This window comes from Buttiauxella sp. WJP83 (genome assembly GCF_027594725.1).
GTDB lineage: Bacteria > Pseudomonadota > Gammaproteobacteria > Enterobacterales > Enterobacteriaceae > Buttiauxella > Buttiauxella selenatireducens.
The window spans coordinates 3531941-3546245 of sequence record NZ_CP110080.1 but is presented as its reverse complement, the minus strand read 5'-3'; the positions used below and the strand labels follow the sequence as shown (position 1 = coordinate 3546245).

Below are 14305 nucleotides of genomic sequence, written 5' to 3'. Positions count from 1 at the left end.
CGGCGCAGCCCGGCATCTGGATGGCAGATCAACTCTCACCGCAGGCGAATGCGTGGAGTGTGGCTCATTATGTCGAACTGAACGGCAACGTTAACGAGCCATTGTTATGCCAGGCGATCGTCGCAGGCATGAAAGAGGCAGATACCCTTTGTATGCGTTTTAGCGAAGTGGACGGTGAAGCGCGCCAGTGGTGGGATGCTAACGCAACGTTTACACCACCCATTTGCCACGACTTGCGTGACGAGGCTGAACCTGAAGCTGTAGCGCTGGCTTTCATGCGCGATGATCTCGAGCAGGATTTACGCATCAATAGCGGTAAGCCGCTCTATCATCATCAACTGTTGCGTGTCAGCGAAACTCGCTGGTTCTGGTATCAACGTTTTCATCATTTGGTGGTGGATGGCTTCAGTTTCACCGCAATTACCCGCAGAATTGCCAATATTTATAGCGCATATTGCCAAAATCAGGCGCCGGAACCCAGCCCGTTTACCCCCTTCAGCGAAGTGGTTGCGGAATACGAACATTACCGCACAACGCCAGCCTTCCAGCGCGATGCCGCATTTTGGGCCAGTCGTGCGAAACAGTTGCCGCCACCTGCCACGCTATCAACTCAGCCGTTAACGAACACGGGCTCCACCACGCAACTGATTCGCCAGTCGCTCAGTTTTGATAATGCCGATTTCCATGCGCTGGTGGAAAGCGCACGTCTTCACAACCTGACTGCCGCCGATATGGCATTAGGGCTAGTGGCTTTGTGGCTCGGGCGTTTAAGCGGCCGCGCTGATTATTCTGCGGGCTTCATCTTTATGCGTCGCATGGGTTCCGCAGCATTATGCGCAACCGGCCCGGTGCTAAACGTGCTGCCGTTTGGCGTGAGTATCGAACCGAACTTTACGCTGCCACAGCTCGCGGAAAATATTGCGAAAGAACTTAAAAGCATGCGCCGTTATCAGCGCTACGACGCCGAACAAATCCAGCGTGACCTGGGGAAAATTTCCAGCGGTGAACCGCTTTATGGCCCGGTGCTGAACCTGAAAATGTTTGATTACCGCCTCGATTTCAATGGCATCGAAGGGATCACGCATCAACTGGCGTCAGGCCCGGTTCGCGACCTCGAAATTGCGCTCTATATCAGCGAACAAGGTGAGTTCTCCCTTGAAATGCTGGCAAATTCAGACCGCTACGATACAAATACTTTGCAGCAACATCTCGCTCGTTTGCCGCTACTTTTGCGCCAGTTTGCGGCAAACCCCGTATTACGTTGTGTGGATGCTCAACTGTTGCACGATTGCGAAAGCGCATTACTCGAAAGCGTCAATGCCACGCAAGTTTCCGTTCCTGAAACCACGTTAAGTGCGCTGATAGCCAGACAGGTTCTGCGCACGCCGAACGAGCCAGCACTCGCCGATGAACACCATCTGTTTAGCTATCGCGAGATGCAGGACCAGGTGCGTGCATTAGCGGGTGAACTGCTCGCCCGAGGCGTGAAACCCGGCGATGTGGTTGCGGTGGCGCTGCCTCGCTCAGTGTTTTTATCACTGGCATTGCAGGCCATTGTGGAGGTGGGGGCTGCGTGGTTGCCGCTGGATACCGGTTATCCTGACGATCGCCTGCATATGATGCTCGAAGATGCGGCTCCGCGTTTGCTGCTGGCATCAGACGATCAACTGCCGCGCTTTAGCGCCATCAGCGGCCTGCAAACCTTCTGCTATCAGAATGTGCTGCCAGCGGAGCGTTTGCCGGATCTCCCGAATCTTTCCGCCCCGGAACATACCGCCTATGTGATTTTCACTTCCGGTTCCACAGGCCGCCCGAAAGGCGTGATGGTGGGGCAGCAGGCCATCGTTAACCGGCTGTTGTGGATGCAAAACCATTACCCATTGACGCAGGATGATGTGGTTTTACAGAAAACGCCGTGCAGTTTTGATGTCTCGGTATGGGAGTTTTTCTGGCCGTATATCGTCGGCGCACAACTGGTGATGGCACCGCCAGAAGCGCACCGCGACCCGGAAGCGTTGCAACAGTTATTCGCTCGCTACCGTGTGACGACCACGCATTTTGTTCCGTCGATGTTGAGCGCGTTTGTCGCGGCATTATCCGACGATGCTGCGATTGCGAGTTGCGCCACTTTGCGCCGCGTTTTCTGTAGCGGTGAAGCATTGCCGACTGAGTTGTGTCGCCAGTGGGAACAACTCACACATGCGCCATTGCACAACCTTTACGGGCCAACGGAAGCCGCCGTTGACGTGAGTTGGTATCCAGCATTTGGTGATGAATTAGCTCAAGTCACTGGCAGCAGCGTGCCGATTGGCTGGCCGGTGTGGAATACCGGTTTGCGGATTCTGGACGCGGCGATGCGCCCGGTGCCTGTTGGGATTGCAGGCGATCTTTATCTCACCGGTATTCAACTGGCGCAGGGCTATTTATCTCGCCCGGATCTGACTGCCAGCCGTTTTGTCGCCGATCCTTTTGCCGCAGGTGAGCGGATGTATCGAACAGGAGATGTGGCGCGTTGGCTCGAAAACGGTGCCGTGGAATATCTCGGGCGCAGCGATGATCAGTTGAAAATTCGCGGCCAGCGCATTGAGTTGGGTGATATCGACCGTGCTTTGCAGGCATTACCGGATGTCGCGCAAGCCGTCACTCATGCCTGTGTGCTGAATCAGGCGGCGGTAAGCGGCGGTGATGCACGTCAGCTGGTGGGTTATCTGGTGTCGGCTTCGGATAAGGTGTTGCCCGTTGATGCCCTGCGCGAGCAACTCAGCGCCGTGTTACCTGCACATATGGTGCCCGTGGCGTTGATTCAATTGGATGAGTTCCCGCTGAGCGCCAACGGAAAACTGGACAGAAAAACCTTGCCGCTGCCTGAGCTGGCGTTGCGTGGTTCCGGACGTGCGCCTGAGTCGAACCTTGAAATCGTCATAGCAGATGCTTTTTCCCAGCTACTGGGCTGTGAAATTCAGTCGGTCGATGATGACTTCTTTGCACTCGGCGGCCATTCATTGCTGGCGATGCGCCTGGCAGCAGAGCTGCGCCGCACTCTTGTAAGGCCAGTGACGGTAGGGCAAGTGATGGTTTCTTCCACCGTCGGCCAGCTCGCACAAACACTGGCGCAAGAGCAAAGCGAAGAAGAAGCCGCTCAAGCAGGTTTTGATACGGTGCTGCCGCTGCGTAAAAGCCACGGCCCGACGCTTTACTGCTTCCATCCCGCCTCTGGTTTTGCGTGGCAATTTAGCGTGTTGCAGCGTTATCTCGACCCGCGCTGGTCGATTACCGGCATTCAGTCGCCACGCTCAACAGGCCCGATGCAGCAGGCCGAAAATCTGGCACAGGTTTGTGAAACACATTTGCAAACCCTGCGCGAACTCCAGCCACATGGTCCGTATTATCTGATGGGATATTCGTTGGGCGGGACGCTGGCGCAAGGCATTGCTGCACGCCTTGAAGCGGCAGGTGAAGAGGTGGCTTTCCTTGGTCTGCTCGATACCTGGCCGCCAGAAACGCAAAACTGGGCCGAAAAGGGCGCGAATGAACTCGATCCGGCCGTACTGGATGAGATCAACCGTGAGCGTGAAGCTTTCGTTGCGGCACAATTCGTTGATACAAAAAGAGGGCAGGCATCGGATGCCTTATTCCAGGCCATCGAAGGTAACTACGGTGATGCAGTGCGATTGCTAAGTACCGCGCAAAGTGTGCCATTTAGCGGCAAAGCCACGCTGTTTGTGGCGGAGCGCACTTTACCCGAAGGGATGGACCCATATAAGACCTGGGCGCCGTGGATAGGTGAACTGGACGTGTTCCGTCTGGATTGCGCCCACGTAGACATTATTTCACCGAAAGCGTTTGAGGAAATAGGGCCGGTTTTGCAGCGGGTTCTGGTGTTGGAGTAATTCATAAACAGGCCCTTTTTAAGGGCCTGTTCAGCGTCCCAAAGGCACAACCAGCGGGGTATGCGCCACCGGATCTTCAATAATCATGCAGCGCAGGCCATAAATCGCCTCGATAAGTTCCGGGGTGACAATCTCGGTCGGTGCGCCTTCGGCCACAATTTTGCCATCGCGCAGGGCGATTAAATGCGTGGCGTAGCGGCAGGCCTGGTTCAAATCGTGCAGAACAGCGGCAAGCGTAAAGCCTTGTTTTTGGTTCAGCTCACGCAGCAACTCGAGCAGATCAATTTGATGGCTGATATCAAGCCAGGTCGTGGGTTCATCGAGCAGTAAAATAGACGTTTCCTGTGCCAGCACCATGGCAATCCAGGCGCGTTGGCGCTGGCCACCGGAAAGGGTGTCCACCGGCTGGTCGGCTAAATCTTCGATGTTGGTCGCTTTCAACGCTCGCGCCACCGCCTGGCTGTCCTCTTCCCGCCAACGGGAAAACATCGGCTGATGCGGATAACGCCCCCGCGCAACCAGTTCTGCCACGCTAATATCACCCGGTGCGCTGGCATTTTGCGCCAGTAGCCCTACGCGCCGCGCCACCTCTTTGGTCGCGAAACGGTGAATTTCGTTGCCGTCTAACCAGACCTGGCCTTGCATCGGTTTCATCAGGCGGCTTAGCGTGCGCAGCAGCGTAGATTTACCGCAGCCGTTGGGGCCGATAATCGCGGTAAATTGCCCGTCGGGGATGGAGACGGTCAAACCCTCTGCCACCACATGATTGCCATATCCAAGCCGTAAGTTTTCGCCATGCAGGCGCGATGGTGAGGAAATCTGACTCATTTCTTACGGGACTCCTGAATCAACAACGCAATTAAATAGATGCCGCCGAGGCTGACTGTGACCACGCCAACCGGCAGCTGATACGGCATGAAGAGTTGCTGGGCGCAAAGGTCTGCCGCCAGCAACAAAGTGGCACCACATAAGGCAGATTGCATCAGACCCCAGCGTGAGGTGCCGCTTAACCGGCGGGCAATGTGTGGGGCGACGAGAGCGATAAACGAAATCGGCCCGGCAAGCGCTGTCGCTGCGGCAGTCAGGATGACGCCTGTTAACATCAGCAGCAGTCGCGAATGCTCCACCGAAACGCCCAGTGCACAGGCGCTGTCATCGCCCATTTCCAGTAACCGCATACGGCGAACCAGTAACGCGCCTGCGATTAACGCCAGCAACATCAGCGGTGCGGCAGGATAAATTTTGGCCCACGTCAAACCGTTGAGCGAACCGGCATTCCACAGCCCTGCGGATATCGCGGTTTCCAGCGACGCGTGCAGTAACAGCCAGGTGTTAAACGCCACCAGCATGGCGCGAACGCCGATACCAATAATGATTAAACGGAAGGTTTCGATCCCGTTGCGCCAGGCGAGCATCCACACCACTAGCGCGGTGATGATACCGCCAGCCATTGCTGAACCGGCAATCGCGGTTTGATGCTGACCAAACAGCACCATCGCCACTAACACGCCGCTCCACGCGCCGGTGTTAAAGCCCATCACATCCGGGCTGCCGAGGGGGTTACGCATTAAAGACTGGAAAATGGCTCCGCTTACGCCAAGTGCCGCGCCAATCAATAGCGCCATCATGACACGCGGCAAGCGCCATTCGACCACTACCAGAGAGATATTGCGTGGCGCAGACCCGAACAATGCGTCGAGAACCTGGCGGGCTGAGAGCGGCAACACGCCGCTGCCCAAACTCCATAATCCGAGCGCACAGCTGAGAACGAATAAACACAGGCAACTTATTAACAGGCGAGGGGAAGGGGAATTCATTGCCCGACTCCTTTGCGGCTGCGGCGCACCAGATAAATCAACATCGGCGCACCGATAAACGCGCTGACGACCGAAACGCGCAACTCGCCCGGCACCAACATGCGGCCAATAATATCGGCGAAAAGTAACAGGGCCGGGGTGGCAATCAACGTGGCGGGAAGTGACCAACGGTGGTCAGCACCCATCAGCCAGCGTGCCAGATGCGGCATCATCAGGCCGATAAACGCAATCGGCCCCACGGCGGCGGTGGCGCTGCCACACAGCAACGTAATCGCGACTAAACCCAGCAGTTGGGTACGCGCCACTTTGCTGCCCAGTGCGGTCGCGGTGTCGGTGCCCATGCTCAGGCTGTTTAGCGAACGGCTGATAAACAGTGCAATCCCACAGCCCGTCAGTACCGGCAGCACGATAATCTTCAGGGTTTCGAGGGTGCGAATATCCAGCGTTCCGGCCTGCCAGAATCGTAACTGGTCATAGACCACCGGATTTAACAGCGCGATGCCGTTGCTCATGCCTTCAAGCACCGCACCAAGCGCCACGCCCGCAAGCGTTAAGCGCACCGGGCTAAGTTGCCCACCGCCCTGGCTTCCGGTAAAAGCCACCACCAGTGCGGCAGATAATGCGCCAGCAAACGCCAGCCCAAGTAGCGCCACCGGCGACGAAAGGCTCCACACCGCGGCACCGACGACAATGGCAAAACTGGCACCGGCATTAACGCCAAGCAGGCCGGGGTCGGCGAGAGGATTGCGCGTCAGCGTTTGCATCAACGCGCCCGCAAGGCCAAGGGCGCCTCCGGCGAGAATGCCTGCCAGTGTGCGGGGAAGGCGTGCATCAAGCACGATGGTGCAATCCGCACTTTGGCATTGACCGCTGAGTGCATCCATTACCACCGCAACGGGCAGTGATTTTGCGCCCAGTAGCAGGCTGAGAGTTGCCATCAATAACAGCAAAAACAATAAGATTAGCAGTATTGATAACCGCGAGACTGACATACGTTCTTTCCCTGAAAAAATTACCCTCATCCCAACCTTCTCCCTCAGGAGAAGGAGAAAACAAGTGCATCATGCCGAATCGGAGTGCCGTCCAGTCCCCTCTCCCTGGGGGAGAGGGCTAGGGTGAGGGGCCTGTGAACATAAGATATGAACCACTGGTAAAATTAATGATAGTTATTATCATTATCACTCTTATTTGTTTATGTTAGCATGAGCCGCCTCGCACCTGGAAAGAAAAATTCGCTTTAAGGCCATGTAATGAACCGCAATTCTTTGTTGCTCAATCTGAGTTTGCTCAAGACCCATCCCGCTTTTCGCGCTGTTTTCCTCGCCCGTTTTATTTCAATTGTGTCTCTGGGGTTACTCGGCGTCGCGGTGCCGGTACAAATCCAGACGCTGACCGGCTCTTCCTTGCAGGTTGGGCTTGCAGTGACGCTAACAGGCAGCGCGATGTTTATCGGCCTGATGATGGGCGGCGTACTGGCAGACCGTCACGAGCGTCGTCGTCTTATCTTGCTGGCGCGCTCTACCTGCGGCGTGGGTTTTATTGGCCTGACGATTAACGCCGCTTTGCCGGAACCCTCGCTTGCCGCGATTTACCTGCTTGGCGTGTGGGATGGCTTCTTTGGCGCCCTGGGCGTGACCGCATTATTAGCCGCAACTCCCGCACTGGTGGGGCGTGAGAATTTAATGCAGGCGAGCGCGATTACCATGCTTACGGTGCGCCTCGGTTCAGTGATTTCACCGATGATCGGTGGGCTGTTGTTGGCATCCGGCGGCGTGGTGTGGAACTACGCGCTGGCGTCAGTCGGCACCTTCATTACCTTATTGCCGTTGCTGAGTTTGCCAAAGCTGGCGCCGCCGCCGCAAGCGCGTGAAAACCCGCTGCTTTCATTGTGGAACGGGCTACGTTTTCTGGTCGGTAACCCAGTTATTGGTGGCATTGCGTTAGTTGGCGCGTTGCTGACGATGGCGAGCGCGGTGCGCGTTCTCTATCCCGCATTGGCCGGGCACTGGCAGATGAGTGCAGGGCAAATTGGCCTGATGTATGCCGCGGTTCCTCTGGGGGCGGCCATTGGCGCATTGACCAGCGGGCGCATCGCTCATCACGCACGCCCTGGCATGATTATGCTGGCGGCGGGGATTGTTTCGTTTATCTCGATTGGCCTGTTTAGTCTGATGCCGGTCTGGGGGTTAGGGCTGGCCTGCCTTGCGCTGTTTGGGTATCTCAGTGCGATCAGTTCGTTGTTGCAATACACCTTAATTCAGACGCTGACGCCTGACGGGATGTTAGGTCGCATTAACGGTTTGTGGACGGCGCAAAACGTGACGGGGGATGCGATGGGGGCCGCGATTTTAGGCAGTTTGACGGTGGCAATGACGCCCGTTGCGGCGGCGAGTTCGAGCGGCCTGGCATTGACGGTGTGCGGGGTGGTTCTGGCGATGGTTCTGGTGCAATTACGTCGTTATCAGCAAGCCGCTCCGGTTTCCCCTTCTCCAGGGGGAGAAGGAAGGGATGAAGGCGTCCGTGCTGGCAACCAACGCTGATTTTCGGGCAATCCCCTCTCCCTAACCCTCTCCCAACAGGAGAGGGGACTGTCCTGCATTCTACGAGCCCGCAAACAGCGACGTCATACGCGCGAGTATCTGAGTGGCACTGTAATAATCCAGACGGAAAGTTTCGGTGCCCAGCGCGTAAACACGCTTCTGTTGCACGGCGGGCAGATGCGAGAGCAAAGGGTTGGCTTCCAGCGCCGTAGCGTCTTTCTCATCGCTGGCGAACAGGAACAAACTCTCGCCATTCAAACCCGTCGCCAGGTTTTCACCGCCGAGTTGCACGATGTCATGGCGCTTGCCCATGCTTTTGCTGGCCTGAATAGCCGCAGGCAACGTCGATAGTGTAAAGCCAAGCTGCTGGAGTAATTTCCCTTGCGCGGATTGCTCAGTCCACAGGTTCGCTGAGTGAGAGGCGGGTGTGTAAACCAGCGCGGTGACGGGCTGTGGAGGCAGCACCATACGTTGTTTAGCTTCGCTTAACTGTTTATCAAAACTAGCAATTCTCTCGGCCGCTTGTTTTTCGTGCCCGGTTATTTCGCCAAGTTGAGTCAGCAGTTGCTGCCAACTTTTATCGTCGTAATTAATCACCAGCGTCGGCGCAATCGCTGAAAGCTGGTCGTAAAGGGCGAGGGCGGAATCGCCACCGGTGGCGCTTATCAAAATCAGGTCAGGCATTTGTGCGGCCACGGCTTCAGCGCTGGCTTCGCCAATATATAAACGCTGAACGTTACGCGCTTTAGCCACATCGCCCCACTGGCGCAGGAAACCTTGTGAATCCCCCATGCGATTGCCTGGTGTTGTGGCACCACTTGCCACCACGGGCGCGTCAATGGCCAATAGCGAACCGGTCAGCGTTACGCTGGTGGAAACAATGCGCACAGGAGCTTGCTCAAAGGTATGTGTACCGTGGCTGTCGGTAAGGGTTCGGGGCCAGTCACCGGCATGGGCGAGGTGGCTCAAACTTAACAATACAAGGGTGGGAATTGTTAAAAAAAATTTGACCTTTGTTGACAGCATGTACTTTTCTCTTTAGGTTACGACTCCGAAAAGCAAATGATAATCATTATTACTATCTTTTGTCATGTTTTTACGGAGAGTTCATGGAAACGTTACTGGCTGAGGAACGACTCGAGAAACAGCTAATACCTTGTGCAGATAGCTTTTTCTTTATGTCGCCATATCGCAGTTTTTCGACAAGCGGCTGCTTCACTCGCCTTGCCAGCCCGGCGCTGGATGGCGCAAATCCCCATGGGCAACTGCAAACCACGTTGCGTGAAGCGTTTGAAAACGCCAAAAAACACGGTATCGAAAACCCCGTTGTGGTCGGCGCGATTCCGTTTGATCCCCGTCAACCATCAGCCCTGTTTATCCCCGAAAGCTGGCAGCCGTTCTCACGCGCTGAACGCCAGAACGACGCCCGTAATACGGATGCTTCGACACCACTCAACATTGCTGCGCGAAAAGCGATTCCCGAACAAGACGAATTTATGGAAATGGTGGCGCAGGCCGCCGCCGCAACGGCGCAGCCAGATATCGACAAAGTGGTGCTCTCGCGCCTGATTGATATCGAAACCCAGGCACCGATTGATCTCGATGGGCTGCTCAATAATTTGATTAGCCAGAACCCAACCAGCTACAACTTCCATGTCCCGTTACCGGACGGCAGTTCACTGGTGGGAGCCAGCCCGGAGTTGCTGTTACGCAAATCAGGCAAGAATTTTAGTTCGCTACCGCTGGCCGGTTCCGCGCGGCGCGACCGGGAGAATATCCAGCGTGACGCAGAAATTGGCGCACAACTGCTGCGTTCCACTAAAGACCGCCATGAACACGGTTTGGTGACGCAGGCGATGCAGACGGTTTTGCAACCGCACAGCCAATCGCTGACGCTCTCTGATACCCCGGAACTGATCACCACGCCGACGTTATGGCACCTCGCCACCCCGATTTACGGCCAGATTAAAGACAGCCAGGACAATGCGTTATCGCTCGCCTGTTTGTTGCACCCGACACCTGCACTGAGCGGCTTCCCGCATGATGTGGCGCGAAAACTCATTTCCGTACTGGAACCGTTTGACCGCGAACTGTTTGGCGGCATCGTCGGCTGGTGTGACGCCGAAGGAAATGGCGAGTGGGTGGTGACCATACGCTGCGCACGCGTAGGCGGCAATCAGGTGCGCCTGTTTGCGGGCGCGGGCATTGTGCCTGCTTCGTCGCCGGAATCGGAATGGCGCGAAACCGGCGTCAAACTTTCCACCATGCTCCGGGTATTTGGGCTTAATTAAGGACGATTTTATGGCTATTCCTTTTACTCGCTGGCCGCACGAACTGGCTGCACTGTATCGCGAAAAAGGTTACTGGGCGGATTTGCCGCTGACCGATATCCTCAGCCGTCACGCCAACAATGACGCGATTGCGCTTATCGATGGCGAGCGCCATTTCAGCTATCGCGAGCTCGAGCAGGCTTCGACGCGCCTGGCGTGCGCACTGAAACGCCGCGGTTTGGCTGGCGGCGAAACCGCACTGGTACAGCTTGGCAACGTGGCGGAACTGTACATCACGCTTTTCGCGCTGCTGAAAATTGGTGTGGCGCCGGTGAACGCGCTATTCAGCCACCAACGCACCGAAATGGAAGCCTACGCAAAGCAAATTGAGCCGGTGGTGGTGATTGCCGACCGCAAACATAATTTGTTCGCCCATGACGATTTCCTGGATGCGCTATGCCAACAAAATCCGTCGCTGCGTATGGCGGTTTTGCTCAACGAAAACGATCGGGAACGGTCGCTGAGCGCATTGATCAATGAGCCAGAAGAAAACTTTGTTGCCACGCCATCGGCGGCAGATGAAGTGGCCTTTTTCCAGCTTTCTGGTGGCAGCACCGGCACGCCAAAACTCATCCCACGTACGCACAACGATTACTACTACAGCATTCGTCGCAGCGTTGAAATCTGTCGCTTTGATGCGAATACCCGTTTTCTGTGCGCGATTCCAGCTGCGCATAACTACGCGCTCAGTTCGCCGGGCTCTCTGGGAGTGTTTTACGGCGGCGGGCGCGTGGTGCTGGCAAACGACCCGAGCGCCACGCTGTGCTTCCCGCTTATCGAATGTCATCAGATTAACGTCACCGCGCTGGTGCCGCCTGCGGTCAGCCTGTGGCTACAAGCGATTGGCGAGTGGGGGAGCAATCAGGCTCTTGAGTCGTTACAGCTTTTGCAAGTGGGTGGCGCACGGTTGAGCGAAGCGCTCGCAGCGCGTATTCCTGCTGAAATCGGCTGCCAGCTACAGCAAGTGTTTGGCATGGCGGAGGGGCTGGTGAACTACACGCGCCTTGACGATGACAACGACCATATCTTCAAAACTCAGGGCAAGCCAATGTGCCCGGACGACGAAGTCTGGGTTGCGGATGCGGAGGGAAACCCGCTCCCGCACGGTGAAGTCGGCCGCCTGATGACGCGCGGGCCGTACACCTTCCGTGGCTATTACCGCAGCCCTGAACATAACGCCCAGGTTTTTGATGCCAACGGTTTCTACTGCTCGGGCGATCTGATTTCTATTGCCGAAGACGGTTACATCACGGTACAGGGGCGCGAGAAAGATCAGATCAACCGTGGCGGCGAAAAGATCGCTGCCGAAGAGATCGAAAATCTGCTGTTACGCCACGAAGAGATCATTCACGCAGCGCTCGTTTCGATGGAAGACAGCCTGCTGGGCGAGAAAAGCTGCGCGTTTATCGTCGGCAGCCGCCCATTCCGCGCGGTGGAAATTCGCCGCTATTTGCGTGAACTGGGGATTGCGGATTTCAAACTGCCCGATCGCATTGAAATTGTTGAGCATCTTCCGCTCACCGCCGTGGGCAAAGTGGACAAAAAACGTTTGCGCCAGTTGATTGCTGATAAGCAACTGGCTTCCTGATTGACGGAGAATTTATGGCTATTCCAAAACTGAACGCATACACCTTACCGACGGCTGCCGACATCCCGGAAAATAAAGTGAGCTGGGCGTTTGAACCCGAGCGTGCGGCGTTGCTGATTCACGACATGCAGGAGTATTTCATTGATTTTTGGGGCGACAATTGCCCGATGATCCAGCAGGTTATCGCCAACATTGCCGCGCTGCGTGAATACTGCAAACGCCACAATATTCCGGTCTATTACACCGCGCAGCCTAATGCGCAAAGCGATGAGGACCGTGCGCTATTAAACGACATGTGGGGGCCAGGTTTAAACAAACACCCTGAGCGCCAGAAAGTCGTAGCGCAATTGGCTCCGGATGAACACGACACGGTGCTGACCAAATGGCGCTATAGCGCGTTTATCCGCTCACCGCTGGAACAAGCCTTAAAAGAGACGGGCCGTAACCAACTGATTATTTGCGGTGTGTACGCTCATATCGGCTGCATGACCACCGCTACCGATGCGTTTATGCGGGATATCAAACCGTTTATGGTGGCCGATGCGCTGGCAGACTTCAGCCGTGAAGAACACATGATGGCGCTGAAATACACCGCTGGCCGTTCCGGGCGCGTGGTGATGACTCGCGACTTGCTGCCAGAATCAGCCCCGCAAAATAAAGCGCAATTACGCGAACTGATACTGCCGCTGCTTGATGAATCTGACATTCCAGAAGATGACGAAAACCTGATTGATTACGGTCTGGATTCGGTGCGCATGATGGCGCTGGCGGCTAAATGGCGCAAAATCCACGCGGATATCGACTTTGTGATGCTGGCGAAAAACCCGACCGTTGACGCCTGGTGGGCGCTGCTGTCACGGGAAGCGCAGGCATGAACATCGACTTTAGTGGCAAAACCGTCTGGGTAACCGGGGCGGGTAAAGGCATCGGATATCACACCGCGCGGGCGTTCAGCGAAGCGGGCGCGCAGGTTATCGGATTCGATCTTGCCTTCCCGCTGGAGGGGTACCCGTTTGCCACCGAACAGTTGAACGTGGCGGATGCAGAGCAGGTGGCGGGCGTAACTCAACGAATTCTGAGTGAGAAACCGCAACTGGATGTGTTGGTCAATGCCGCAGGAATTTTGCGCATGGGGGCAACCGATACGCTGCCACTGCAAGACTGGCAGGACACCTTCGCGGTGAATGTGGGTGGCGCATTCAATATGTTCCGCGCCGTCATGCCGCTTATGCGTGAACAGCGTCGCGGGGCGATGGTCACCGTGGCTTCTGACGCGGCCCACACGCCGCGCACTGGAATGTCTGCCTATGGCGCGTCGAAAGCGGCGTTGAAAAGCCTGGCGTTATCGGTTGGGCTGGAACTGGCTCCGTTCGGCGTGCGCTGTAATGTGGTGTCGCCGGGCTCGACCGATACCGACATGCAACGCACGTTGTGGAAAACACCGGACGCCGAACAGCAGCGTATTCAGGGCTTCCCTGAACAGTTCAAACTGGGCATTCCCCTGGGCAAAATCGCCCGTCCGCAGGAAATTGCCAGCACGATTTTGTTCCTCGCGTCACCTTTCGCCGGCCACATCACCTTGCAGGATATTGTGATTGATGGCGGCGCAACGCTTGGAGCTTAAATGAGCATCTGGAAACGAGAAATGACGCTTGAGGCGTTAAACCAAACCAGCAAAGGGACGATGGTTGAGCATCTCGGTATCGTCTACACGCGCATGGACGGCGAAAGTCTTGAAGCGGTAATGCCAGTGGATAACCGTACTCAGCAGCCGTTCGGTTTGCTGCACGGCGGCGCATCCGTGGTGCTGGCAGAAACGTTGGGATCAATGGCCGGATTTCTGACCACCGCCGAAGGGCAGTGTGTGGTGGGAACGGAAATAAACGCCAGCCATCATCGCGCCGTGGCATCGGGCTCGGTGCGCGGGGTGTGTAAACCGCTGCACCTCGGGAAATCGTCCCAGGTATGGGAAATTGCTATTTTTGACGCACGCGAGAAGCGGTGCTGTACCAGTCGTTTGACGACGGCGATATTGGGGTAAACCACCCTCACCCTGGCCCTCTCCCTGAGGGAGAGGGGAACGATCGAGCTTTGATTTCCTCCGTCTCCCTGAGGGAGTGGGGAACGGTTTCTCCCTCTC

The 14305-nt window shown here is 56.2% G+C and carries 11 protein-coding genes; 7 read left to right on the top strand and 4 right to left on the bottom strand.

All coding sequences use genetic code 11. The features are described from left to right. Positions 1-20: 20 nt before the first annotated feature. Entirely contained in the window at positions 21-3890 is a 3870-nt protein-coding gene (locus tag OH773_RS16415; protein WP_270145919.1) for an enterobactin synthase subunit F, read from the top strand. Positions 3891-3920: 30 nt separating this feature from the next. Here OH773_RS16415 and fepC read toward each other — a convergent pair whose 3' ends face one another. From fepC to fepD, 3 genes are read right to left on the bottom strand one after another with little or no spacing between them, the layout of a single operon-like run. Then, positions 3921-4718 carry an iron-enterobactin ABC transporter ATP-binding protein gene (gene fepC / locus OH773_RS16410; RefSeq protein ID WP_270140065.1) on the bottom strand — a complete coding sequence of 266 codons (798 nt, stop codon included), beginning with the start codon at positions 4716-4718 and terminating at the stop codon, positions 3921-3923. Next, positions 4715-5707 carry an iron-enterobactin ABC transporter permease gene (gene fepG / locus OH773_RS16405; protein ID WP_270140063.1) on the bottom strand — a complete coding sequence of 331 codons (993 nt, stop codon included), beginning with the start codon at positions 5705-5707 and terminating at the stop codon, positions 4715-4717. The genes fepC and fepG overlap by 4 nt, the downstream gene beginning before the upstream one ends. Beyond that, positions 5704-6699, bottom strand: coding sequence for a Fe(3+)-siderophore ABC transporter permease (gene fepD, locus OH773_RS16400; RefSeq protein WP_270140061.1), 996 nt, complete (start codon positions 6697-6699; stop codon positions 5704-5706). Before fepD ends, fepG begins: the two co-directional genes overlap by 4 nt. 258 nt (positions 6700-6957) lie before the next feature. Between fepD and entS the strand changes: the two genes are divergently transcribed. Continuing rightward, the gene (entS, locus tag OH773_RS16395) at positions 6958-8247 is read left to right on the top strand and encodes an enterobactin transporter EntS (RefSeq protein ID WP_270140059.1); all 1290 of its coding nucleotides are present in this window, start codon (positions 6958-6960) and stop codon (positions 8245-8247) included. A 60-nt stretch (positions 8248-8307) separates the two neighbouring features. Here entS and fepB read toward each other — a convergent pair whose 3' ends face one another. Continuing rightward, positions 8308-9273 carry a Fe2+-enterobactin ABC transporter substrate-binding protein gene (gene fepB, locus OH773_RS16390; RefSeq protein ID WP_270140057.1) on the bottom strand — a complete coding sequence of 322 codons (966 nt, stop codon included), beginning with the start codon at positions 9271-9273 and terminating at the stop codon, positions 8308-8310. 83 nt (positions 9274-9356) lie between these two features. Here fepB and entC point away from each other — a divergent pair, with 83 nt between their 5' ends. Genes entC through entH form a run of 5 tightly spaced genes read left to right on the top strand, consistent with a single transcriptional unit; the run spans position 9357 to position 14206 of the window. Beyond that, positions 9357-10538 (top strand): isochorismate synthase EntC, encoded by a 1182-nt coding sequence (gene entC, locus OH773_RS16385; protein WP_270140055.1) that lies wholly within the window; start codon positions 9357-9359, stop codon positions 10536-10538. A 10-nt stretch (positions 10539-10548) separates the two neighbouring features. Beyond that, the gene (locus OH773_RS16380; protein WP_270140053.1) at positions 10549-12165 is read left to right on the top strand and encodes a (2,3-dihydroxybenzoyl)adenylate synthase; all 1617 of its coding nucleotides are present in this window, start codon (positions 10549-10551) and stop codon (positions 12163-12165) included. Positions 12166-12179: 14 nt separating this feature from the next. Next, positions 12180-13040, top strand: coding sequence for an isochorismatase (locus OH773_RS16375; RefSeq protein ID WP_270140051.1), 861 nt, complete (start codon positions 12180-12182; stop codon positions 13038-13040). 2 nt (positions 13041-13042) lie between these two features. Beyond that, a complete protein-coding gene (gene dhbA / locus OH773_RS16370; protein WP_270145918.1) occupies positions 13043-13789 on the top strand; it encodes a 2,3-dihydro-2,3-dihydroxybenzoate dehydrogenase in 747 nt (248 codons plus the stop codon). After that, positions 13790-14206: a proofreading thioesterase EntH gene (entH, locus tag OH773_RS16365; protein ID WP_270140049.1), complete on the top strand. Its 417-nt coding sequence runs from the start codon at positions 13790-13792 to the stop codon at positions 14204-14206. The last annotated feature ends 99 nt before the right edge of the window (positions 14207-14305 follow it).